The organism is Clostridium muellerianum, from assembly GCF_012926525.1.
Taxonomy (GTDB): domain Bacteria; phylum Bacillota; class Clostridia; order Clostridiales; family Clostridiaceae; genus Clostridium_AM; species Clostridium_AM muellerianum.
The window spans coordinates 173,461-199,059 of sequence record NZ_JABBNI010000063.1; the positions used below are offsets into that span (position 1 = coordinate 173,461).

General features: G+C 29.4%; 26 protein-coding genes and 2 pseudogenes. 1 reads left to right on the top strand and 27 read right to left on the bottom strand.

The window, feature by feature from the left end:
* Window positions 1-179: 179 nt before the first annotated feature.
* The 21 genes and pseudogenes from HBE96_RS21635 to HBE96_RS27040 all read right to left on the bottom strand — a co-directional run.
* The gene (locus HBE96_RS21635; RefSeq protein WP_169299777.1) at window positions 180-1,058 is read right to left on the bottom strand and encodes an ROK family protein; all 879 of its coding nucleotides are present in this window, start codon (window positions 1,056-1,058) and stop codon (window positions 180-182) included.
* Between the two features lie 146 nt (window positions 1,059-1,204).
* A complete protein-coding gene (locus HBE96_RS21640) occupies window positions 1,205-2,071 on the bottom strand; it encodes a ketose-bisphosphate aldolase (protein ID WP_169299778.1) in 867 nt (288 codons plus the stop codon).
* Window positions 2,072-2,121: 50 nt separating this feature from the next.
* Window positions 2,122-2,973: a class II fructose-bisphosphate aldolase gene (locus HBE96_RS21645; protein ID WP_169299779.1), complete on the bottom strand. Its 852-nt coding sequence runs from the start codon at window positions 2,971-2,973 to the stop codon at window positions 2,122-2,124.
* Between the two features lie 14 nt (window positions 2,974-2,987).
* Window positions 2,988-4,067, bottom strand: coding sequence for a PTS fructose transporter subunit IIC (locus HBE96_RS21650; RefSeq protein ID WP_169299780.1), 1,080 nt, complete (start codon window positions 4,065-4,067; stop codon window positions 2,988-2,990).
* A 48-nt stretch (window positions 4,068-4,115) separates the two neighbouring features.
* Complete coding sequence (locus HBE96_RS21655; protein WP_169299781.1) at window positions 4,116-4,427, bottom strand: PTS fructose transporter subunit IIB; 312 nt, start codon at window positions 4,425-4,427, stop codon at window positions 4,116-4,118.
* A 50-nt stretch (window positions 4,428-4,477) separates the two neighbouring features.
* Window positions 4,478-6,871, bottom strand: a complete 2,394-nt coding sequence (locus HBE96_RS21660; RefSeq protein ID WP_169299782.1) for a BglG family transcription antiterminator — start codon at window positions 6,869-6,871, stop codon at window positions 4,478-4,480.
* 220 nt (window positions 6,872-7,091) lie between these two features.
* Window positions 7,092-7,631, bottom strand: a complete 540-nt coding sequence (locus HBE96_RS21665; protein WP_342590215.1) for a DODA-type extradiol aromatic ring-opening family dioxygenase — start codon at window positions 7,629-7,631, stop codon at window positions 7,092-7,094.
* 135 nt (window positions 7,632-7,766) lie between these two features.
* Complete coding sequence (locus tag HBE96_RS21670) at window positions 7,767-8,876, bottom strand: ABC transporter ATP-binding protein (protein WP_169299783.1); 1,110 nt, start codon at window positions 8,874-8,876, stop codon at window positions 7,767-7,769.
* A gap of 72 nt (window positions 8,877-8,948) precedes the next feature.
* Window positions 8,949-9,686, bottom strand: coding sequence for an HAD family hydrolase (locus HBE96_RS21675; protein ID WP_169299784.1), 738 nt, complete (start codon window positions 9,684-9,686; stop codon window positions 8,949-8,951).
* Complete coding sequence (locus HBE96_RS21680; RefSeq protein WP_169299785.1) at window positions 9,679-11,193, bottom strand: CehA/McbA family metallohydrolase; 1,515 nt, start codon at window positions 11,191-11,193, stop codon at window positions 9,679-9,681. The genes HBE96_RS21675 and HBE96_RS21680 overlap by 8 nt, the downstream gene beginning before the upstream one ends.
* A gap of 11 nt (window positions 11,194-11,204) precedes the next feature.
* Window positions 11,205-12,518, bottom strand: a complete 1,314-nt coding sequence (locus HBE96_RS21685) for an ABC transporter substrate-binding protein (protein ID WP_169299786.1) — start codon at window positions 12,516-12,518, stop codon at window positions 11,205-11,207.
* An 80-nt stretch (window positions 12,519-12,598) separates the two neighbouring features.
* Entirely contained in the window at window positions 12,599-13,483 is an 885-nt protein-coding gene (locus HBE96_RS21690) for a carbohydrate ABC transporter permease (protein WP_169299787.1), read from the bottom strand.
* Window positions 13,484-13,515: 32 nt separating this feature from the next.
* Entirely contained in the window at window positions 13,516-14,397 is an 882-nt protein-coding gene (locus tag HBE96_RS21695) for a carbohydrate ABC transporter permease (RefSeq protein ID WP_243187028.1), read from the bottom strand.
* Window positions 14,398-14,623: 226 nt separating this feature from the next.
* Window positions 14,624-15,388: a DeoR/GlpR family DNA-binding transcription regulator gene (locus HBE96_RS21700; protein WP_169299788.1), complete on the bottom strand. Its 765-nt coding sequence runs from the start codon at window positions 15,386-15,388 to the stop codon at window positions 14,624-14,626.
* Window positions 15,389-15,569: 181 nt separating this feature from the next.
* Complete coding sequence (locus tag HBE96_RS27005) at window positions 15,570-15,689, bottom strand: UPF0175 family protein (protein ID WP_169299885.1); 120 nt, start codon at window positions 15,687-15,689, stop codon at window positions 15,570-15,572.
* A gap of 71 nt (window positions 15,690-15,760) precedes the next feature.
* A pseudogene (locus HBE96_RS27010) lies at window positions 15,761-15,898 on the bottom strand (UTP--glucose-1-phosphate uridylyltransferase); the annotation flags it as partial.
* 22 nt (window positions 15,899-15,920) lie between these two features.
* On the bottom strand, window positions 15,921-17,144 hold the full coding sequence (locus tag HBE96_RS21710) for a glycosyltransferase (protein WP_169299789.1): 1,224 nt from the start codon (window positions 17,142-17,144) through the stop codon (window positions 15,921-15,923).
* A gap of 223 nt (window positions 17,145-17,367) precedes the next feature.
* Window positions 17,368-17,922 carry an alpha/beta hydrolase fold domain-containing protein gene (locus tag HBE96_RS21715; RefSeq protein WP_169299790.1) on the bottom strand — a complete coding sequence of 185 codons (555 nt, stop codon included), beginning with the start codon at window positions 17,920-17,922 and terminating at the stop codon, window positions 17,368-17,370.
* Window positions 17,923-18,068: 146 nt separating this feature from the next.
* The gene (locus tag HBE96_RS21720) at window positions 18,069-18,422 is read right to left on the bottom strand and encodes an alpha-L-rhamnosidase-related protein (protein WP_243187029.1); all 354 of its coding nucleotides are present in this window, start codon (window positions 18,420-18,422) and stop codon (window positions 18,069-18,071) included.
* A 41-nt stretch (window positions 18,423-18,463) separates the two neighbouring features.
* A complete protein-coding gene (locus HBE96_RS21725; protein ID WP_169299792.1) occupies window positions 18,464-18,811 on the bottom strand; it encodes a hypothetical protein in 348 nt (115 codons plus the stop codon).
* 84 nt (window positions 18,812-18,895) lie between these two features.
* Window positions 18,896-19,075, bottom strand: a pseudogene (locus HBE96_RS27040) (glycoside hydrolase family 78 protein); the annotation flags it as partial.
* Between the two features lie 27 nt (window positions 19,076-19,102).
* On the opposite strand from HBE96_RS27040, the gene HBE96_RS27015 reads away from it, so the two are divergent.
* Window positions 19,103-19,264: a helix-turn-helix domain-containing protein gene (locus HBE96_RS27015; RefSeq protein WP_425350783.1), complete on the top strand. Its 162-nt coding sequence runs from the start codon at window positions 19,103-19,105 to the stop codon at window positions 19,262-19,264.
* On the opposite strand, the gene HBE96_RS21735 is transcribed toward HBE96_RS27015, so the two are convergent.
* The 6 genes from HBE96_RS21735 to HBE96_RS21760 all read right to left on the bottom strand — a co-directional run bounded on the left by HBE96_RS21735 (window position 19,227) and on the right by HBE96_RS21760 (window position 25,482).
* On the bottom strand, window positions 19,227-19,385 hold the full coding sequence (locus tag HBE96_RS21735) for a hypothetical protein (protein WP_169299793.1): 159 nt from the start codon (window positions 19,383-19,385) through the stop codon (window positions 19,227-19,229). The two genes, HBE96_RS27015 and HBE96_RS21735, sit on opposite strands and share 38 nt — an antisense overlap.
* A 36-nt stretch (window positions 19,386-19,421) precedes the next feature.
* The gene (locus tag HBE96_RS21740; protein WP_169299794.1) at window positions 19,422-19,601 is read right to left on the bottom strand and encodes a 4Fe-4S binding protein; all 180 of its coding nucleotides are present in this window, start codon (window positions 19,599-19,601) and stop codon (window positions 19,422-19,424) included.
* 12 nt (window positions 19,602-19,613) lie between these two features.
* Entirely contained in the window at window positions 19,614-20,564 is a 951-nt protein-coding gene (locus HBE96_RS21745) for an SLAC1 family transporter (RefSeq protein ID WP_169299795.1), read from the bottom strand.
* A 475-nt stretch (window positions 20,565-21,039) separates the two neighbouring features.
* On the bottom strand, window positions 21,040-22,599 hold the full coding sequence (locus tag HBE96_RS21750; RefSeq protein ID WP_169299796.1) for an AAA family ATPase: 1,560 nt from the start codon (window positions 22,597-22,599) through the stop codon (window positions 21,040-21,042).
* 308 nt (window positions 22,600-22,907) lie between these two features.
* Complete coding sequence (locus HBE96_RS21755; RefSeq protein WP_169299797.1) at window positions 22,908-25,106, bottom strand: ATP-binding protein; 2,199 nt, start codon at window positions 25,104-25,106, stop codon at window positions 22,908-22,910.
* Between the two features lie 64 nt (window positions 25,107-25,170).
* The gene (locus tag HBE96_RS21760; RefSeq protein ID WP_169299798.1) at window positions 25,171-25,482 is read right to left on the bottom strand and encodes a hypothetical protein; all 312 of its coding nucleotides are present in this window, start codon (window positions 25,480-25,482) and stop codon (window positions 25,171-25,173) included.
* Between the last annotated feature and the right edge of the window lie 117 nt (window positions 25,483-25,599).

The following is a 25,599-nucleotide window of genomic DNA, read 5'->3' on the forward strand; positions in this document are numbered from 1 at the left end:
TGATAAAATATATTTTATAATGACACTTAGATTAAAATTTTCAAACTAAAAAATCGTATTGAATTTCTCCAATACGGTCATATGCATCGTGGATTTCATTGGTGGAGGCAAAGCATAACCTTTAAAATTCGCTATTGTATATAATTCCCTCTTCCTCCACGCATACCTATAACTAACAATTAAACTAATTGTGAAGCTCCTATTAAACCAGCATCGTCTTGAAATTTTGCTAATTCTATTTTTAAAGTTTCAAGATTATGAACCTTGGACATAGTTTTTTCTTTTATAATACTAATTATTTCAGGATTATGAATGGCAACAGAGCCTCCTATTATAAAAATATCAGGATCTACTACTGCACATATATTAGCAATACCTTTAGCCATATTTTCACAAAAATCTTCTATAACTTGTATTGCTATTTTATCTTTTAAATAATATAATTCAAAAACATCTTTTGCATTTAAATTTTTATTTGATTTTTCACTAGCTATTCTTGCAATATTAGTGCCACTACATTGACCTTCTAGTCCTCCAGCATTTAAACCATTATGTGAATATTTATCTTCATTAATAATAATATTGTTAATTTCCCCAGCTGCAGAATTAGCTCCACCTATTATCTTATTATTTAGTATATATGCTCCACCTACTCCAGTTGATATTGTGATAAAAAATACCGATTCATATCCTTTGCCAAATCCATATATGGCTTCAGCAAGCCCGGCAACATTAGCATCATTATTCAATTTTGTCTTTATAAGAGTTTTTTCTTCAAAAAACTCAACAATATTAAATTCATTCCAGTCAGCTAAATTGGGAGGGTTTAAGATTCTACCTTTTTTAATATCTAATGGACCTGGACACCCAATTCCGATTCCATTGAATTTATAATCTTCTTTTTGAATATTAATAAAATCAATTAATTTGTTTAAATTTTTTACACACCCAAGATTTTTTTCATTTTGAAATTTTACCTTTTTTATAATTTTTCCATCTTCATCAAAAATGGCACATCTTAATTGCGTACCTCCAATATCAATTCCTATCTTATACATATTATCTACCTCCTTGTTCTGATATTCCTGGATAATTAACATAGTCTGTGTCCACTTTATTTCATATAATTAAATGCTGAAATGAAGTTTTCACAGACTATATTATATCTCGAAAATTATTTAAGACAATCTATTCTTATCATACTCTATTTATAATATTTTACTTTATCTTCATCATTAAATAAACTTATTTTATGATAAATTACTTCTTTCATAGCTTGTATACATGGTGGATAAATAGCATTTGGTTCACGAGCACTTAAATCTTCTGTTAGTATTTCTCGACATTTCTTATAAAATGCATCTTTTATGTCGCTGGAAATGTTTATTTTGGATATTCCTAATTTTACAGATTCAGCAATTTCATCATCTGAATTAGCTGACCCACCATGCAATACTAATGGAATTTCTACTATTTCTCTTATAGTTTTTAATAAATCTAATTTTAATTTTGGCTTCATATCTTTTGGATAAATTCCATGAGATGTTCCAATAGCAATTGCCAATGTATCTACTCCTGTTCTATCAACAAACTCTTTTGCTTTTTCTGGATCTGTATAAATTATCTTATCAGCTCCACCTTCTCCTCCATTTCCTGTTGTACCTATAGTTCCAAGCTCTGCTTCAACTGAAACATTAAGTGGATGTGCTACTTCAACTACTTTTTTAGTAATAGCTATATTTTCTTCAAAGGTCATATGTGAAGCATCAATCATTACTGATGTAAATCCACATCTTATTGCTCTAAGAACTTGTTCAAAGGTTGCACCATGATCTAAATGAATAACTACTGGTACATTACATTTAAAGGCTTCTTCTTTTACACTTGCTATAAAGCTGTCTTCTACAAATGATAGTTCGTCTGGATGTATTGCAATAATTACTGGAGCTTGCTTTTCTCTGCAAGCTTCCATAACACCTTTTAAAATCATACAACTACTTGTATTAAAGGCTGGCACAGCAAACTTATTTTCCTGGGCTACAGATAATAATTCTTTCATATTTATTAACATAATACTATTCTCCCTTTTATTTTAATTTTTGATTTTAAATATTTTTAACATTAATTTTTGTTATTTGATCCTGATAATTTAATATAATTTCTTACAATACCAATACTATCTTTTTCAATTTGATGCATTAAAACATAATAATTAACATTTGGATTCTCTTTTAATCTATCTTTAATAGCTTGGACATTTGCATTCATAAAATCACAGCCAACATTTATTTTATTAATACCATATTTAACTGCTTTTAAAATATTATTTTTTCCAGAACCAGAGCCACCATGAAGAACCAATGGCATTTTGGTTAATTCCTTAATAGTTTTTAATCTTTCAAAATCAAACTTTGGAATCATTCCCTCTGGATAATTTCCATGAGAGGTACCAATTGATATAGCTAGTGCATCAATGCCAGTTTCTTTGGCAAATTTTAATGCTTCTTCTGGATTGGTATACATGTCATCAGCTGTAAATGCTGAGCCTTCTGCACATCCCAAGCATCCAATTTCCCCTTCAACACTTACTCCCTTAGGACGGGCATAGTCTACAACTTCTTTAGTCATACTAATATTCCCTATTAATCCAAAACGTGAGGCATCTACCATTACAGAAGAAAAACCATCATCTATTGCTTTTTTTATAAACAAAACTTCCTGTCCATGATCAAAATTTAGTGATACTTTTATAGATGTTCTATTAGCTAAAGTTTTTACAATAGGAGCTATCAATTCACTATCACAATGATCAAGCAAATGTTCCTGAACTATATTAATTATAATAGGCGAATTTTCCAATTCTGCTGCTTTAATCACAGTCCTAGCAGTCTCTAAATTAAAACAATTAATAGCCATAACTGCATAGTTTTCTTTATTTGCTTTTTTCAGCATATCATTCATTGAAACATACATTTTGTTTCTCCTAATTATTTTATTTTTATACTTGATAAATCCACTTCTTCCTCTTCATCCTCTTCTTCAACTACTTTTTCTACTGCATCTTTTTTAAGGGCTACAAGTAAAATTGCTGTAATAACAGATCCAGTTCCTAAAGCAATTAAGAAACCAATTGGATTTTGCATAGCAGGTACAATAAACATTCCACCAGAAGGAACTGGTGATCCAACATTTAACAGCATGATTATTGCCCCACCAACAGCTGCTCCAAAAGAACAAGAGAAAATTACACGAAGAGGATCAACAGCTGCAATTGGAATAACGCCTTCAGTAATCATACATATTCCCATTGGGAAAGCAATTTTTATATTATCTGATTCATTTTTGGTATATCTTGCTTTTCTTATTACCCAGGATAATGCAACTCCAAAAGGAGGAATCATAGATGCACATATCTTAATAGCTTCTGGTCCATAAACACCTTGTAATAATAATCCATCAGCGAAAAGTGAAGCTACTTTATTAACAGGTCCGCCGAAATCAAATGCTGCCATGGCACCCATAATAATACCAAATATGACCTTTGATCCACCTTGCATATTATTAAGCATATTTGTAAGTGCTGCTGAAGCTACAGCTATTGGTCCGCCAATTACAAAGAACATGACTAACCCTATGACTGCAGATGATATTAACGGAATAATCATCATTGGTAATAAACCTTGTGCCCATACAGGTACCTTTAAGTTTTTCTTTAAAAAGTTTACAAAATAACCTGCAAGATAACCACCAAGCATTCCGCCAAGGAAACCAGCTCCCATAGCATTTGCTATCATACCCATTAATAAACCAGGTGCAATACCAGGACGATCAGCAATAGAATATGCAATAGCAGCACCCATAACTGCTGGCAATAATCCCATACCAAAAACCCCTAATGAAACTGCTGCCTGCCAAATAGTATAAGCCTTCTTATAATCGGAGATTAATGCTGGATTTCCACCTGCTAAATTACCAATAGCAATTAGCAAACCTGAAGCTACAACTAACGGAAGCATATAAGATATCCCTGTCATCGCATGCTTTTTTAACTCTAACTTTTTTAACATCATAAGTTCTCCTCTCATTCTTTAATCTTTATTATTTTAAAATATTTTTTACAAACCTAGCTCTTGTTGAATTTTATTAATAAGTGCTTTAGGAGATTTTATTACAATTTCTGTTGAAACATCAATAACCTTCTTATCTTTAAATCTTTCTCTACCTCCTACCTTAATATCAGCTGCAATAATTACTACATCTGCCTCTTTGATATCCTTTGGAGTAAGTTCATCTTCTGTTCCAATTGTTCCTTGAGTTTCAACATGAATTTCATGGTTTAATGCTTTTGCTGCTCGTATAAGTTTTTCTTTTGCTATATAAGTATGTGCAATCCCAGATGTACAAGCCGCTATTCCTACAATTTTCATATAAATTTCTCCTTCCTTATTTTTAATGTTTATATAATATTAGACAATGATTAAACTTCCTCTTCTCTTGTAAATATTTCATAAACCTCTTCTGGAGTTGCTGCATTTAGTAATGCTTCGCACACCTCGTCATCTCCTAGTTTTCCTGCTACTTTTGAAAGCAATCTAACATGAACGCTGTCTTTATCCGATTCAGTTACAGCAAATAAAATAATAAAATGTATGGGCTTATCATCCAGGCTTTCCCATTTAACGTCAGCTTTCGTTTTTCCAAAAGCTATTGATGTTTTGTTAACAAATTTAGATTTTCCATGAGGAATTGCTATTTTATTTCCTATTCCTGTTGCGCCTAAAGTTTCTCTATAATATACGTCTTTCAAAAATGCTTCTTTGTCAGAAAGAACTCCAGTATCATATAATAATTCCGTAAGTTCTTTTAATGCTTCATCTTTTGTAGTTGCTTCCATGTTTAACTTTATTGTTTCTTTCTTTATTACTTTAGCTAAATTTATATCCATTTCTCCCCCACCTTTGCTATTTAATGCAAAATATTGCTTTACATCTTTTTTCTTAGTACACTTTCTTAAATAGTTTGCATAGTTTTCCTTGATATCAAAATTTACAATTTCCTTCAACATGTGAGTCATTAACTCAATACTTCCCACAGCAATATAAAAAGTTAACTGTTTTTCATTATTCTCTATATCATTTATAGAAAGTCCAAGTATACATTGACTTTTATGAAACCCTAACTGTATTTTTAAATTTCTATCAATATTTATTGCATTAAAAGCAATACAGGTTTTATAATTTTTATTAATTTCTTTTTTTACATCACTTTCTGATATGTTGAAGTATACTAATTCTTCCTGCAAATACTCTCCAATAAGTTTTGTTGTAACCTTTTTTCTTTCATGTTTATTTTTATTATTAAGCAGAAAATCAGATATATTTTTAATATCGTATTCATTTAGAAATGTTGATACTAGTATATATGGCTTACTTTCAAACTCTAATGGAACTGTTGTAACTACAAAATCAATATCATCAACATTTCTGTTCTTGATTCTATTGGTGGAAATATTATCCACAATTTCAAGTTCTGGAAAGTACCTGTTAAGCTTTGTTCTTAGGAGCTGTGATGTTCCATAACCACTGTGACAAACTACCAAGATTCTTTTCTTTATATAAGAGTTCTCTAGCCCTAACTGATAATATACTGCTAAATATCCAATTTCATCCATAGGAATTACTTTTTGTTTCAGCTGATAAGATACCATGAGTGCAGCAGCTTTACACACGTTTAAAAGAATAGGATATTGTTCTCTTATTTCATTAATAAGAGGATTTGATATTTGGATATCATATTCCATACGATTTAGCATTGGTCGTATATGAAGCAATAATTTATACATTATATCCTGATCATTTGTAATATTTATTTGCAAAATTTCTTCTATACATTTAGTCATCATATTTCTAAATTCTATGGATATATAATCTAATTTGTTTAATACTTTATCTTGGCTTTCTATTACTTCCTTAATTAACCCAAATGATACAAAATACTGATACAAATAATAAACTTCAGCTTCATCTAATTCCATTCCAAAATCATTATTAATTTTGTCAATACATAAAACAGCTTCTTTGTAATGTTTTTCTGATTTAAAGTCCCCAACCTTTTCTTTTTTTAATATAGACTTTCCTGTTGAACCTCTTTCCATTGAAATTAGAATATGAGTTAATAAATTAGTGTAATATGGGTCATCTATTTTACAATTATATTTTTTTTCTAAATCAAGTAAGAGTCTATTAACATATATAATTTTATGTTTTTCAAAAAGCTCTGATAATCCATTTAAAGTAACTACGTCTAAACGCGCTGCCAATTCTTCAATAGTCTTTTCATTCTTTTTTTCGTTTGAATATTCAAATAATAATGATGAAATTGCTCTGCGTATATTAACTTCCAATCCTTTTATTTGAGTTCCTTCTACTGTTTTTTCTAATTTTAACTTAAATAAGGAAAGCCACTTTTCTATATACTTAAAATCATTTATTATACTAGTCTTACTTACATAATATTTCTCAGATAATTTTTGGATAGAAGTACTACTATTGGATTTGACCAGCATTTCTTTAATAATTTCAACTCTTCTCTCATTTATTGAAATCTTCTCATTCTTTAATTCCTGTACTTTAAGATTATTATGCAAAAGTAATTTAGCTTTTCTAACATCCTTTATCACTATTCCCACACTATGTTTCTTTTCTAACTGAACTTTATACTTATTTAAATATTGTTCAATTATTATTAAATCTTTTTTAATTGTTTTTTCCGATACGTTTAAAACTTCACTGTAATATTTAATTGTTTTGAATTGTTCCTCATCTAATAATAAGTTTATAAATTCAATTTGCCTTCCATTTAAGTTATTCATTTTTTAACCTCCTTTCTGTTTATTATCTCTAACCTTTCTATGTGTATACGATAACATGGTTTTTAATCTTGTAAAATAACAAATAAGTTCCACCCAAAATGGAACTTATGTATCATTGAATTTTAAAAATATAAAAACCGTATCAGATTCTCTCCAATACGGCCATAATACATCATAGTTTTCATTGTCTAATAACTTGTAAAACAATAATCCTTATTATTTAAAATTCAAAACATATATAACTTAGAGTTCCATATGCATAGCTTTGGTGTAAAAGCTTCGGCTTATCTTTATTACCGCTTCCCATTGCTATAAACATAGGAACTATGTGCTCTTCACGTGGCACTGCATGTTTTGCATAAAGTGCTAACTTTCTGTAGTTAAACAGAGCATTCTTGTCATTATATTCCACCCCTTCAATAAACCAGTCATCAAACTCTAATGCCCATTCTTCTGTTTTTTCTGAATTCCAATTAACTGTAGCAAGATTATGAACAGTTGAACCACTTCCAATTACTAATATTTCCTCTTTCCCTAATTTCTTGATAGCTCTTCCTATTTCGTATTGCTTTTCCATAGCTAAAAATGGATTTACTGATACTTGAATAATAGGTATATCTGCTTTTGGATACATTAAATATAAGATATCCCAAGCACCATGATCCAGTCCTCTATTTTTATCAAGCTTACTTTCAATCCTATGATTTCTTAACATAGATTGCAGCTTTAAAGCTACCTCTACAGATCCTAATTTAAAAATTTAGTAAAGTATTTTTTAGGCTTTTATAATACAGTTTATTATTTACATTTTTATTATTTCATTTATTAATTACAATGTAAATACATTTGTACAATTCTTTCAAATTTCATATTAATTTTCTAACTTAATCAATATCTAAAATATTGTTTTTTCAGTTTCAATATCAAACATATGAATACATTTTGTATCAATTGCAATTTTTATTTTGCAACCTGATTCAATCTTTGTACTTGCTCCAACTCTAGCTATAATATTACAACCTTGTAAATTCAAACGTAAATATGTCTCTGAACCTAAATGCTCAGCTATCTCTACCTGTGCATCCATAATATTATAATCTTCTTTTCCTTCTACATCATGAACTTCATAAATATGCTCTGGTCTTACACCTATCTTTATTGTCTTATTAACATAATTTAATTTCTTTAATCTCGCTGCCATATCTTTCGGTAGTTCAAATGTTTTTTCATTTATTAGACCGTATACTCTATAATTTTTTTCAATGACATTAACGTCAATAAAATTCATTTGAGGACTTCCTATAAAACTTGCAACAAACATATTTGCTGGTTTCTCATAAATAGTCATTGGAGAGCCAATTTGTTGAACTACTCCATCCTTCATTACAACAATTTTAGTTCCCATTGTCATTGCCTCAGTCTGGTCATGAGTAACATATATAAATGTTGTATTTAATTTTTTATGAAGTTTTGAAATTTCTGTTCTCATTGTTACCCTTAACTTAGCATCTAAATTGGATAATGGTTCATCCATTAAAAACACCTTAGGCTCTCTAACTATTGATCTTCCTAAAGCAACTCTCTGTCTTTGTCCGCCTGATAACTCCTTTGGTTTTCGATCAAGAAGAGCTTCAAGACTCAATGTTTTAGCTGCTTCTTTAACTCTTTTATCTATTTCCTTTTTATCTACTTTTTTAAGCTTTAATGCAAATGCCATATTTTCATAAACACTCATATGAGGATATAGTGCATAATTTTGAAATACCATAGCAATATCTCGATCCTTAGCTTCAGCCTCATTAACAAGTTTGTCTCCTATATAAAGCTCTCCTGATGAGATGTCTTCAATACCCGCTATCATTCTTAGAGTTGTTGACTTTCCACATCCTGAAGGACCAACTAAAACAACAAACTCTTTATCATCAATTTCTAAATTTACATCTTTAACAGCATGATATCCATTTTCATAAGACTTATTAATATTTATTAGGCTTAATTTAGCCATAATTACACCTTCCTTTATCTTAATAAATTACAAATTCTTTTCTATAATTTAAAACTTTAAAATTTATTATTATTACTGAAAACAATATTCAATCAGATATTCTATAGATGGATATATAACATCTGCTAATTTATTAAGTTCTTCCGCTGAACCTACTCCTGATAAAACTCCAATTGCATGACCTGCTTTCCCATTTTTTGCAAACATCATATCAATTTTAGTATCACCTACTACCGCAACTTCGTGAGGCTTTAATTTGTAAATTTTACAAAACTCATTTAGTAAATCTGGATGTGGCTTACTTTTAAACTTACCATTGTCAGTTCCTATAAAATCAAAATAATGATACACTCCTAATTTTTTCAAACAACTTTCAGTTGATTCTTCAGTATCTGCTGTAGAAACTCCTATATACATACCCTGCTTTTTCAAATTTTCAAACACCATTTTAAGATTAGCAGCAGGAATAACCTTCCTGTTGTTATCTCTTGCTATCTTATTATATTTATCAACAATACATTTTTTTGAATTTTCAACATCACCGTAGTTTATATTAAATCTATTAAAAACCTTTATGAATTCCTCCGCTATTTCTTCTGCAGTTCCATGGGCATATACTCCCGTTGAATCCACCTTTCCATGAACTATTCCAATAGATTGTAAAAGTTCTTCCTTAATATTTAACTTTGAAAAATCTATTAAATCATTACATATTTCATTTGCCAGTTCCTCTGCAACAGGAATCCACATTGAATTAAAATCTAAAATTGTTCCATCTTTATCAAATAAAAAGCCTCTTATTTTACTCAAAATTATGTCCTCCATCAAATTCTAACAAGTCTTTCCATGTTTTTAAATTTTTGTTCTTATATCCTTTATAGATAGGGTTTATAAAACCTACTAATTTTCCTTCTTTATTTCTAATATCTGCTCTTAACCAACTATATTCAGTATCCTTCCACTTAAACGCATAAGTAATAATGTTATCCTCTGTTATTGTTTTACTATAAACTCGTTTTCCATTTTCTATAAAAATTATATTAAGTTCATCTTTTACATTTGATAAATCAATTACATACTCAACAGTTTTTTCTTCACTGTTTTCAAATAGTTTTGTTAGATTACCTCCAACATTAAAGCTTTTATCTTCTAACTTTACCTTTACATCAAGCTTTGGTCCCCTTGAAACATATATCCGTCCTAAAGAAACGCCTTTTATTATTTCTGATGCTGATAAACCTTCAGCTAACACAAAGGTTCCAGGATCTCCAATTAACGAAGGCTCTCCTTCTTCAATATAAGTTTCATGGGCTAATAAATGTGAGTCACTTCCACCAATTCCCCATATTCTATAACCATCGTTCCACAATTTAGTCCATATATCCAATACATCCTCTGTAGCTTGATTGCTTGTCTCATATGATGGATCACATATTATTTCTAATGTATCAATATTTTCTAACAAAGTTTCTTTATACGTCCAAGCCCATGGAGTCATCATCGAATGATTAATTGAGCATAATCCTCCTGCTCCCTTTGTTTCAGTCATAAGTCTATTCATTCCACTGTCGGTTGAAAGACCTCCATCTGGTGTATTTAGTCTAAAATCTATCCATTTATTTATACCAAGTGCATTAAAATGCCCCTTTTGAGAAGTTATTTCCATACCTGGTATTACTAAAACATCACCTTCCACCCAGCCAGTTGATAAAATATTATGGTCTGTTGAAACAAAGAAATCCATTTCCATTATTTTAGCTTGATTTATATTCATCTTAGGTGTCATTTTTCCATCTGAAATTGTGGTATGAGTATGAAAATCTCCCTTATACCATCTTAACCCCTCTTTTTTTCTTTTGTTCCATTCATATGTATTAACACTTAAAAAACTTGTATTATCAGAATATAATGTCCATATATTTTCACCAAGAGGTATAGTACCTTCAAGATTAATATCATCTGTACCTAAGTTTATATCTATTTCATAATTAATATCTTCATTAATATTACAATTTAACTCTGGTAAGAATTTAAAGGTTTCAATTGTCCACTCGCCCTGAACTATTGGACCAGGCAGTGTTGATGCACTGCTTTGTTTGCCAGATTCATCAATAACTATTACTATAGGTGATTTTGTACAAAGAATTTGTGCCCTTATTTTTTTATTTGAATCCCATAATATCAATCCAAAACGGGACTTTTTATCATATTTTAATTCTATACTTAACCATTTTAAATTCTTATTAATAGTAAATTTATGAGTAATAACAGGTGGTTCAAATGAACCACCTAATTTTTTAAATATTTTTATACTCATTGATTGTCCTCCTATTTTGACTGAACGCTATCAAGTGCCTTTTGTGCCTCTTCTTTAGCTGCCTTCAATGCATCTGCTACAGATACATTTTCAATTTCAACCTTATCAGCTGCCTTTTTAAGTGCATCAATTATTTTACCATTTGTTGGATCAGCAAATGCTGATGAACTATGTTGTGCCTGCTTCATAGGTACTAAAGCCTGTGGATGAGCTTGTAAATAAGCCTTAAAATTTGGTTCTTCTATAGCTGATTTTCTAACTGCAATATAACCAGTTTTCATTGACCATTCACTAGTGATTTTTGCACTTGTAAAGAACTTAATAAATTCAAAAGCTGCCTTTTGTTGTTCTGAGGAAACCATTGAAGGTATAGAAAAAGACTTTGCTTCTGCTACTGGTTTTGCTTCATGTCCATTCCAAGCAGGTTGTTCGTGTGCTGCTAACTTTGTGAAATCAAGGTCACCTTGGTCTCCACTTGAACCAATATATCCTGCTGCACTACCTTTAACTACATCATCTATTGTTGCATACCAATATTCCCAACCCTGACCACCAGAGTGAATTCTCATTGTCTTATCATCATGAATCCATTTTCTAAATGATTCCCATGTGTTAACCCATTCTGGTGAATCTATAAGAACAGTTTTACCATCATCACTTAATACCTTTCCACCATTGCTGTAAACAGCATCTACTAAGTTATCTTTTCCCCACATTGGTTCCCATCCGTATACTGTTGTTTCATTACCATTTTTTACAGCCATTTTTTTAGCTGCCTCTGAAAGTCCTTCCCATGTATTTAAGGCATCTGGGGAAATTCCGTTTTTCTCAAACATATCTTTTCTATAGTATAAAACCTGCGTAGTTCCATAAGCTGGTAATGAATATGTTTTTTCTTTAATTACACCCTGTTTTACAAAACTATCAATAAGATCATCTTTATTAAAATCTTTATCTTCTGAAATATATTTATCAAGTGGTGCTAATAAATTACGCTGAGCTAGTTGTGCTACCTGAGGTGCTTCTAGAAGCACCAATGCTGGTTCTTTTTTTGCAGCAACTGCTGCTTGTAGAGCTTGGAATGTTTCTGTATAACTTCCTTGAGCAACACCTTTTACTTTATATTTTGATTGTGATGCATTAAATTGCTTTATAATACCTTCAACATTTTGTCCAAGTTTACCACCAAGTCCATACCAAAATTCAATTTCAACTGGTCCATTTGATACTTTGACTTCTTGTTTTTTTCCACATCCAACAAATGTTGATGTTATTGTGATTACAGCTAGTATTAATAGTAAAAACCTTTTCAATATTTTTTTCATTATAAACTCTCCTTAATTTGTTTTTTATTTTTTTATATTGTTGTAAAATAGTATTTATATATAGAAATGTTATGTAACACTTAGCCTTTAACTCCTGTATCAGCAATACCGTTCATAAACCATTTTTGAGCTACCACGAATAGTATTAAAAGAGGTAAAACTGTCAATGCACTTGCTGCCATAACTTCAGGCCACTTAACACCATATGCCCCTTGTTGTATGAAGAATTGTCTTAGCCCCATTGTAATTAGGTTTAATTTAGGATCTTTTATAATTAATGATGGCCATAAGTAGGAGTTATAATTACTTACAAAACTCATTAAACCAAATGTTATAAATGAAGGCTTACTTAATGGAACTAATATTCTCCACAAAATCTGCCAGTGAGTTGCACCATCCATTTTTGCTGCTTCAATAAGACTTTTATTTATCTGCATAAAAGCTTGTCTTATAAGAAATATACCAAAGACATTTACAGCATTTGAAATAATTAATCCCGTATAAGTATCAAGCAAATTTAACTTTGATAATACTACATAACCTGGAACATAAGTTACTGCTGCTGGCAGCATATATGTAGCCATTATTATTGCAAATAATATCTTTTTCCCTAAAAACTCAAGCTGCGTTATAGCATAAGCTATCATAGCTGAATTTACTACTTGTACAATTACTATTGTCAGTGCAGTAAATGTACTGTTGAATATATAAAGATCAAATGGTGCTGAAGTAAAAGCACTTATAAAGTTATGCCACTGTGGTACTTCTGGTATTAATGTTGGTGGAAACTTAAATATCTCATCCTTTGTTTTTAACGCACTGGAGATCATCCATATAAATGGGAATGCCATTAAAAAACTGAATATGATTAATGTTATATGGGATACTATATTTGAAGCTTTTAACTTTAATTTTTTAATTTCTGCTTTTTTCTTTTTTGTTTGTTCTTTTATTGCAATTTCCATACTTATTTTCTCCTATCCTTTATTCTTAATAATTAATAATGAACCCATTTACGTGACATAGTAAATTGCAGCAATGACAATACAGCTATAATAATTAACAAAATAGTCGCTGCAGCTGTTGCTTCACCCATATTAAAGTGTTCAAATGCTGATTGATAATACATGTATAATAACGTTCTTGTACTTCCTGCTGGTCCACCTTGTGTCATAACCTGTATTTGGTCATATGCCTGAAGAGCATTTATAGTATTTATAATTACTATGAAAAATGTAGTTGGTGAAATCATAGGGAGTGTTACATTCTTAAATTTTTGCCATGAAGATGCACCATCAATTGAAGCTGCTTCATATAATTCGCTTGGAACTTTTTGTAACGCTGCCATGTAAAATATCATTGTCCATCCTATGCTTTTCCATACAGTTACAATAATAACCGCAGGCATTGCCCATGATGAACTTTGAAGCCATTGAGTCTTTGGAAGATGAAGTAATGCTAGAACATAGTTTGCAAGTCCTGCTCTTGGCTCAAAAATCCATGCCCAAACTATTGAAACTGCAACAGTAGGGGTAATCCACGGTGAGAATAAGATTGTTCTATATATTTCCATACCCTTAAGTTTTTTATTTAATATTAAAGCTAGTGCCAGCCCTCCTATAATTGTAGGAATTACTGTGCCAATAGAAAAGTAGACTGTATTAAATAATGCCTTGTAAAAATCTCTATTGTTAAATAAATTAATGTAATTTTCTAATCCAACAAAATCACATTTCGGACTCATGTAGTCCCAATTTGTGAAGCTTATGTAAACCGAGTTGATCATTGGCCAAACCCAAAACACTACAAGTGGTATTAATGCTGGAAGTGAATAAAGTAATGCCAGTGATGTACTGTTTTTTATTACTGATTTTTTCAATTTTCCCTTGATACCTCCTAATTTTTGCTTTTCTGTCTTTCGTTATCTGCTACACCTTTATATTATTGATTTCATGTTTAGTTATTATTACATCTATGTTAAATTTAAGTTAAACACGGAAAAAACATGCAAAAACACGCAAAGATGTGCAAATGTAGAAATGGATAGAAATAAATAGAGATACTGAAAATAAAAAAACCAGCATTGTGCTGGTTTTTGCAAAAGTTTATTCATTTGTTATTTCGATTCCAAACTCTTTATATTTATCTAATACTTTTTTATTTAATTTGGAATCTGTAATTATTGCATCAATCTCATCAAAACTTGCTGCTTTTAGTAAGGATACTACATCAAACTTGCTACTATCAGCAACAACTATCACTTGTTGAGCTCTTTCCATCATTTTTCTTTTTATTTGTAACTCTCCAAGCCCATAGTCAGTTAATTCCTCATTAATTGATATTCCACTCATACTTATAAAAGCAGTATCTATGTGAAAATTTTTTATAAAGTTTTCTGCTAGATTTCCAACTATACATAATTCTTCTTGTCTTAACAAACCACCTGTTAGTATTATGTTATATTTTTCCTTATTACAAAATTCCATTGCTATTAATAAGGAATTTGTAATAATTGTTAATTTATCAAATTTATTTTTCATTGCTTTTGCTATTTCATGATTAGTCGTACTTACATCCATTGCAATAGATTGCCCTTCTTTGATATACCTACATGCAATTTCACCAATTTCCTTTTTTTCCTCTATATGTTTAGTTTCTCTTTCAGTAAAGTGAAGCTCCTTACTGTTAGTTTTCTCCAATACAGCACCACCATATACTCTCTTAAGCAATCCTTCTTTCTCAAGGGATTCTAAATCTCTTCTTACTGTATCTATAGATACATTAAAAAGTTTAGTAAGCGCTGAAACTTTAATAGATTTTTCCTGATTTAACATTTTTAATATTTTGGCATACCTATCTTGAGCTAACAAAATTTCACCTACTTTAATTGTATTTTTGCGTTATGTTTCATGTTTCTGCATATTTCTACCTCAATTATATACAAATATACTAGCAATAACAATACATAAAACTTATTCTCAATAACTTATTAATTTTTCAATTGTTTTGGAATCTTTCCTTATCATCTTGAATAACATCTTCATCCGAATATTAACCCCACGGAATTTTCTTTATTTTTAATGTATATATAAAATCATTTAAAGATAATTCTGCAATTTCCGCTGCTCTATCAATAGAAACTGTTTTTGCTATAAATAAGCTAATAGCTATGGATTAACCAAATTACCTATACAAATGATCACAATGCTACTAATATACTTAAAGAGATTAATGTGGTATGGTTACTCCAACACTATACCTTTTAAATATTCCATAAACTCATTCTTAAGTTCAAATTTTCTTAAAGCGTACTCTACTGTTGCTTCTAAAAATCCTAATTTATCTCCAACATCATATCTTCTATCTTCAAATTTATAAGCACCGATAATCTTTTATATAAATTTAATAATTTAATATAAAATCAGCAGCTTTAGCCGCACCGCCGCAGCTTTTTATTTTGTCTGAGTATATCTTGAGATTTTGTTTAAATGCATTGTCTTTAATAATTTCTCTGCATGTTTTTAAAAGAAATTCCTTATTAAAATTATTTATGCCTGGATTTAATGCACAGTCTATTTCAGAAGCTTTTTCAGCATTAAAATAACGTTCGAAATGTTTTCCAGGAAAAATAATTGAAAGCACTTCATTTTCAATGCATTGTACAGTGGTATTTTGACCACCGTGATGAATAGCTATATCTGTCATTTTTATAACCTTATCTGATGGAACCATATTCATAAAGTGTACATTACTACTATTAGAACTCTCATTGCTTTTAAATCCAGAGTTTCCTCCTGCTGTAACTATAACATCAAATTCTGAACCTGAAAATGTATCTAAAATCACCTTTTGATATACATCCGGCTTTATTTCACCAGCACTTAAATATACGTATATTAGTGGACGTTTCTTTTCAAAGTTAAACTCTGATTTTATAAAATTCTCAGGTGTTACTGAGCCTAAAAATATGTATTTTGAGCTGTCTTTTAAATCCTCTAGTTCAGGTATGCTTGGAATGAAAACTTTGCTGCAGTTATAGTCTTGATTAAGTTCACTTATGTTTTCTATAGTTTTTAAATTTAAATTCTTTAAGAGTTCATTATAATTTTCTGCATATCCGTATTCAGTTTTATTAGAAAATCCAAAATAAGAAAAATCTTTCCTGCCTGGAGTACCACCTGTACAAAAATAAGGTATGTCCATTTTCTTTGCAACTATAGGCATTACTGTTTCAAATTCTCCGAATATCAAATCTGGTTTAAAACTCTGTACTAACTCCATTTCTTCTTTAAAGGTATTTTTTATATATTCCTTAGAAATAAGACCTTTTAGTCTTATTACATCGCATACACTGCTGATAGAGAAATTAGGTTGTGATGAATTGCCTTTATTATCATTATTGCCACCTTGCTGTAACAACTTTTGTACATCGAACTTAGGTTTATACCCTTGTACCACTTCATATCCACAAGATGTGGCATAATCTGCTTCTCTTCCTGCAGCTCTAAATATTATTTTGCAGTCTTTCTGTCTTTTTTTTATTTCATCTGCTATGGCAATTAATCTAGTTATACTTCCTAAAGCTTCAATAGCGGCTATTCCAGGGGTAAATAATATTTTTTTCAAATTAACCATCTCCTAATTAAATTTTTCTTATCCCATTTATGAAAAAATCTATAAATGACATAATTTTATATTTTAGTTCGTTAGCTATATTTAAAGACAAACCTCCTAAATAATAATGTAACATACACTAATATATAATAGACTACTATAAAGTATAGTAGTCTATTATATATTTGTCAATATAGAATTTGGTAAACTTCCTGCTGCACTTAACTTTCTTGTATTAATGTTTACTTTTCCACTCTTCATATGCTTTTCTTATAAACTCTAAAGTATCTTCCTGTTCCTTTAAGAGACTACCATCTGCAATCAATAGTTTCGTATTCTCTGGTATAAAAGCTTCTTCTGTTTGATAATTATAGCTAGTTTTAAAATATTCATGAGGCATTCTCTTTGCTACTCTTTCTGTTACCTTTACACCAGCTTCTCTTAACATTTTTATATAAATATTACCTTCACTATTTAGCGCATCATTCTCTGCAAGAGTAATTATTGCTTCTAGAAGACAAATTAGTTGTTCTCTCGTTGCATAGATTGGAGAAATATGTGCATCTTTTAACTGCTCTAAATTTGCATATAATTCATGAGCTAATTGGAACAAAGGTAACTCCTCTTCTGGATGCCCTTTCTCAATTGGATTCTTTATAAGATCTAGATAAGGATAATTAAGAATCTGAAGCCCAATTTGTATCTCATTTCTTTCCTTTGCTAAAATACATACACTAGCTGCATAACCCATAAGTCTTTTTTTAATTGTTTCACACATATCTTTATTCATTTATATCTCTTCCTTTACTAAAAAAATGTAATTGTTGTATCTTCAATTTATTTGAATTTCTCATTTAATACTACACATTAATATATTGCTTATATAAAAATTCAAGTATTATTGAATTTCAAATTTTGCTCTCAGAAATTGTTTCCTTAAATATTTAGCTTATATGTCCCTGAGCCAAGTCCTCCAATTTTACGAACTATATAATCTTGTACACTTCCCAATGAATAATGATTATACGATATTATATTTCTATTTCCATTTGGTTTAATAGCATCCCAACATTCCCATATAGTTGTTGCCCCTTGATTTACCATATACAACCATGATGGACATTCTTCTTGTAGTAAAAGTTTATATGCTATATCTTTTTCACCATAGTTAGTTAATACATCTAATAGAATTGGTGTTCCTAAGAATCCAGTATCTAATCTGTTACCATTTTCCTTAATCTTAAATATAAGTCTATCTATAAATTTCTTATTTGCTTTGTCATTACCCATTTTAAAATGAGCTGCTAACGCATACAATCCTTGCAAATCATTTAAAATATTGCCTTTACCTCAACAATTCCAGATATATTTCTACCAAAATCAAGTACAATATCACCTTGCGGTGTTTTTATTATTTGATTAAACTTTATTCTTTCAATGCATTTTATAGACTCAGCTTCATCAGCTTTTAGCATTTCATATCCATAATCCCTTTCATAAACCTTAAAAAATTCTCTTTCTTTTTCTATGTGATTTTGTTTTTCTCCAATAAATAAATCTGAATACTCTATTTCCCCTGTATAGGCTGCAAATGAATTATCTGTTCCTATAATTGTTTTTTCTCCATCTAAATATTCAATTTCTTTTGGATCTTGATGGTATGAAAATATTTTTTCCATGTTAAATTTTTCTTTAATTGATTTAACCTCAATATCTGCTTCAATCCATTTTCCAACCCAATCTTGTAAATGAATTAATCCAACTTCGAAACTGTTGAATTCACTTTCAGAAACTTCATTATAATTATTCCATACACTTACTTTCCAAAAATATTCTTTTCTACTCTCAAGAGCTTGTCCCCTATAAGGAATGTTTATAGAATTATTACTTACAACCTTTCCTGTTTGCCATATTATTTCTTGCTCGGAATTTATTAATTTTATCTCATAAGCTGTTTAATTCTTCAAAACATTAAACTTAAGCAAGCATGTTTTTATTTATCTAAAACAAATCTTTCTGTACAAGAAATTATTGAAAAAGTAGGATATTCAGGATCAAGTCATTTTTATCATATTTTCAAGAAAAACTTTACTCTTACACCAAATGAATATAGAAAACAAGTACAAAAATAACCCATGAAAATCCAAATTTTAGATTTCCGTGGGTTTCATGATTTATTACCTGTGAAGGCTGTTCAAGCCATCTATTAGCAATCAAAATATCTGTAGGGTCTTCTGGGGCAATTCCATACATTCATCCAAACACTTCAGATAAAGAGATTTCATACTATTATCTTATTGCATGCTTGTGGCATACCGAAATACACATGCCGCAATTATTACATAAGCTTATGTCAATGTATCCAACTTCATCAATTATGGTAATAGCCTCCATAATACATGTATTTTCACATTTTCTACAGCCAACACATCTTTCAGCATCAATTTGCAAAGATTTTTTATTTTCCATAAGTACCCCCTATTATTTTACATAACCTTTAGAATCTAGTATAGTACTATTCTTTGGCAAAAGAAATTCAATATATCTAATTAATACATATAATGTTAAGGCAACCCCTACTACCTCTTGGAATCTAACCAAATATCGTAATACTGAAATAGTGTGTCCAGACTTAATTAAAAATCCATTTGTAAGCTTCATTCCTATACCGCTTATTATAAGCGGAAATGTAAATGCTGAATAACTTGGATAGAACTTTAATCTCAAAAGTTTAAATAGCATAATAATAACTGCTACATACATAATAATTGATAATATTGTTAAAAAACATACTATTTCCATGTTTTTTGTTTTAAATGAACTCATATATCCTGCTAATAATATACTTGCAGGTGCTGAAAATATAGCAAGAGTCGGTAATGTTTGCTCTGCCATTTCCTTAACTATCATAACCCTATAAATAACTATTGGTAAAAGTATTAAATAAGTTACAAATCCAAACCAAAAGGCTACTTGTCCCACACTTACCATTTCAAAAGTAGGAGCTGTTACGCTAGTAGCAGCTATACCAATATAAACTATAAACCAAGTTGGAAATACTTGTTTAACTTTAAAATTAAACACAAATTTCTTGGTAAACCACAAGATTAATATAATATGCAGAGCGACTCCTATAATCCATATTATGTAAGCTAATAATGCCGCATATAGTTTTAGATAAGTTGATAATACCATGATTCCCATAGTTAGTGTAGGAAATGTACTAGCTATTACAGGATTATCCAAACTCTCTGCTACACTCTTAGGATACTTTACAATTTTTATAATCATTAGGATAAGTAATACTGTTGATACTATACCAAATATATTACGGTATACTTCTCCATATGATTGTACAAGATTACCTGTTGCTGCTAATCCTAGTATAAGCCCTACTATAGGAACTGGATACTTTTTAAAAATTTCACTCACTAAATTATTCCTCCCCATATATATTATAATTTACATTCCTATAGGCTCATTGATTTCATTTAATTTACATATAGACTATATATGATCTATGTACTTTATGTTCTACTACTTTACATAATCTTTTATAACTTTTAATTCATTTGCCCATTTCTTTAACAACTTTCACTGTTGTATCAGTGGGACTAAAATAAAGTAAATTTAATTGTTTATCCACAATAACCATTTCCTATATAAAAGTTTCAAATTATTCTTAAAATAAGTTAATTATATTATAGCTAATTTATTATTAGGTATGTGTTTTTAGTATAATACTAACCTAAATATAATTAAGACGTCTTATCTTACGATTGTGACTTAATAATATTAAAATTATACCACGTTTTCTATATACTTTCATATTTCTCTGATACGGTAATATGTATTGTGGTTTTCAATGGTGGAGGCGAAGCACGGTAGGCGAAATCCACTATACCATCTATAAATAAATTTTTTCTATTTTACAGCTATGATTTTTCGTTTTTGAGTCGTAACATATTGCAACTAATAGTACATTTTCATGTTCTTTAATGAATTTTTGAAAATACTCCTTTTCTTTCATTTGCTTAATAGCTATATTTACAGTTTCATCTTTCTTAAGCTCAAGAACAAATGGAACATCTGTCTTTCTCCTTGGATGGAAAATAAAATCAGCAAATCCTTTGCCAGCTTTTTCTTCTCTTTCAATTCTATAAGTGTCTCTTGCACTCAAATATGCTAAAGTTACTACACATGATAGACTATTCTCATCATTATACTGCAATATCGGTATTTCTGAATTATGAATTTCATGTAAAACTTGTGCTACTGACTCAGTGTCCTGCAACACTGTTGCCTTCAACATATTTCTAGAATTTTTTATAATATCAGATACATAACCAAAAGATTCATCTTGAAGAGCTTTCTCAAATTCCCTCATTAACTCTTTATTAGGTATTTTTAAATATCCATCATAATATGATAAAAAGCCTAAAATTATCATAGCTGAATATATTTCTATTTTAGTTTTTGGCGGATCTTGTCCAGCTCTAAATTCTTCATTTATTATAATATCTATATCATAACCTGACACCATTTTAATTATATCTTCACGTACATCCATAGTATTATATTTTAAATATTCTTTGACTTCATCCATAGCTCCAGTATTGGTCCAATAACTTATACACTTTCCATTTTCAAAAGCTTTAACTACTGAACGTGGATTATATATTCTATCTCCATCTTCATTTATGTATCCATTATACCAATCACTTATTTCTACAAAAGTAATCTTACTTTGCTTGTCACACAATTCTTTTACTTCTTCCTCTATAAAGCCAAAATATCTTCCATAAAGCATATCATTTAACATAGTATACTCATCAAACATATTTAAAGCTGATGTACTTGAATGCTTCTTTATTGGCAGTACTCCTGTCATATAAGCTAATGCGACATATGACCTATCCTTTAACAGATTTCTTAAAAACTCTAAGAAATCATTTTGGTTATCTTTAAATAAATTATTATTAAATATATAATCCCATTCATCAATAATAAATATGAATTTATCATTTGTTGCATCTAGCATATCACTTATTGTAAAATACTTTTCCGGATTAACTTCTGGATATTGTTCTACAATATCATTTATAATTGAAGTTTTTATCATTTCTATATAGTCAATGTAAGTATTTCCTCTATCCGACAGCTTATTAAAGGATATACTTATTACATTGTATTTATTTAAATTTTTTAAATAACTTTCACTATTGCTTATTTTGAGATTATCAAAAATATCCTTACTATCAACATTTTTGGTATAGTAAGCTCCCAACATGTTAATAACACTTGTTTTTCCAAATCTTCTTGGTCTTGTTATACATATATATTTACTCTTACTAGATATTTTCTCATTTATTAAAGATATTATTTCTGATTTATCTACATAATATTTTTCATTGTAAAGTTCTATGAAATTTTCTAATGGTCTATTTGTATTTAAGTATATTGCCATACCACTTCTCCTTTAATAAAACTTCTCTTATTTTTAATATTATGTCCCAAAACTAATGCTATGCTCAAACATAAATTTCAAATATATTCTTGCTAATAATATACTTTAATTATATCCTATTGAGTTAAGCAAATACACTCTAATACAGAATTTTATCTAATTTTATGTAGAACTATCTACTTGGTGGAGCTACCCTCACCCAGCAAAAAACGCAACCGCCTGCAAGCAGCTGTTTAAGCCACTTACAGGCGGTCACTAATATGTATGGTGGAGGCGAAGCACAACCTTTGAAATCCACTATTTTATTGTTACTCTCCAGCTTCATTCTTATGCAAAGCGGATTCCTCATACGCTACCGAATGCATTTCTTTAATATTGCTGTATAATTTCTTTAAATACGAATCTGATAGGTCTAAAATTGGTTCATACATAAAAGAATTTATATGTATATTCTCAGGTGTCATTAAATTGACTTCTTCTAAGACTTTTATTTGACTAACATCATTATGCTCCTCTTTGTAAAGTCTGAGTAATTCGCATGTCTGATTACTAGTTATATTTTTTATTTTCTCTTCATCACTTATTCTAGTCATCATAAATTCTTCTGCCAGTAATCTAATTGCCATAGATAAAACTATCTTATTTTCTAAGTTTATTCTTTCAGTATCCTCTTGTACTATTTTTTCTGCTTCTTCAAATAAAACATTGACAACCTTTCTACTTTTAGCATTTAAATTTTTAGGTACTCTCCACACTTCATTATATATTACTTCCAAATCTGCTACAGTAATATTATTAGTACCATCTTTTATATGTAACAAACTAGTTAGCTTTAAATAATTAGGTGAATCTTTTACTTCTAAATATTCACTTAAATTTCTTACAAATGGAATTGAGGCTATCATAATTCTATCCTTACTACTAATTTTATCTTTCCATACATTAAATACGTTTTTAAAATATTCACCTTGAATAAGCTTTATTTCCTTATTATTCTTATGAACCATCAACCTGTTTTTTATCGGAATTCCTAGCCTATTTACAACAGTTCTATAAAAATCAAAATTATGCGTAAGTATTACCATTCTAAATATGCCTGATTTTAATATATCATTTAGATATTCAACAATAGCGTATTTATTCTTATAATCAAATGAATCTGCAATGTCATCAATAACTACTAATACATTTTTATCTAACTTAATCAGAGCCTCTATTTCAAATATTAAATTAAGTATATATAAAGCCCTCTTTTCTCCATTACTTAATACATTAAGTAGTGTTGACTTATCTACATCTTTATAACTTCCACTTTCATTATATTTAAAATTAATAGTTGGAGTATTTTCTTTCAAAATTACATCTTGTTGGTTAACAATTTCAACTACAAATGGCACATCAAATCTTTCGTTAAAAATCTCAACCACTTCATCCCAAGTTGTTTTTTCTTTCTTAGCTTCTTCTACAATTTTTGCTAACTCTTCCTTTGACAATTTGTACATGTTAACTAATGCCTTTAGTTCTTCTTCCTTTTCCTTTAAATAGCTTAACCAAAGTTCTTTTTTTAAACCATCTATATTATCTAAATAAGATATAATTTCTGGAGTACTTTCCAATAAAGTTCTTAAGTCCTTCATAGCAGCATTTTTCGTTAGTTTTTCATCCAACTTTTCAAATCTAGTTAGCAAATCAGCATCGTTAAAAATTTTACTTTTTTCACCCTCTAATAAAGCATCAAGCTCTTTCTTACTATTTATTTCCTTATCTTTGATTACTATTTTATTTTTAACCTTAAAAAATCCATTATCGTTTAAATTTTTTCCTATGACACTTACATTATTATGATTAAAGACCCCTTTAGTAAAATACTCAGATTTAGTTATTAATTCATCATATTTTTCTATATATTCTCTTATTAATGCTTTAATACCTTTGTCTTTGAAAAATTCAATTACTTTTTCATTTATAATTGTTTTGTATTTTATATTAATTGGAGATGAAAAATCCTCAAGCAACAAATTTATTTCCTCAAAACATTGAAATATATTTCTAGAAGTGTTACCCCATGCATTACTTATTTCTATTTCTATTTCATCTTTACTCCTTATGCCACATAATGCTGATAGTTCTTTTAACAATTCATCTTTCTTTTTTTCTAAATCAGAATGTATTTTATCGTACTCTGCTTTTAGCTCTTTGTTTACCATCAACATTGAAACTCTTTTTGATTCATAATCTTCCTTATATGATTCAATTACAAATACATCCCCTGAACTCACATCTTCTCCATTACTTTTAGTAATTAAGGCATTAGAAACTTTTTCAGTGTTAATCAAATCCTGAGGTGCTTCTTCATTTGATATACATTTAACTGTTTTAGCAAATGAAGTCTTCATTGTTCCATTAGGAGCATAAATGCTACAGGCTTTTTTGCTTGTGAAGTCAAAAGTATACTTTAATTCCTTAATACCAAAGCAATTAGCGAAATCAATTTTAATCTTATCCATGTCTATTATTCACTCCTAAAACTTAAGCAAAATAGCTTAATATCGTAAAGCTAGTATTTATTAATTATGAATATGCTCCCCAATCTCTCTTTAAAAACCACCTTATTGGATTCCAGGTAACATAATTCTTAGGTTCAAACGACTTGTCTAATATTTTTATATCAATTATTTGTGATGGCAATATTGATAAATTATGATTGCTTGACGGGCTATCTAAATCGTAAAAATGATACCTATCTTGACCGTCTTTGTATTTTCTACTTGGTCCAAAATCAAATGGTACACAAGTTCTTGAAATTACACCTTTTTCATAGGAATCAAATTTTAACAATACTAATTTCTTTTGGTTAATAGCTTGAACAAATTTTTGATACATGCCTATCTCCCCTTTATAATAATTAACTTTACAATTATATACATATTAGTTAATTGCTATGACTGTTGCATCATCCAATTACAAATTTAAATACTAATTTAACAAATTTTATATTAA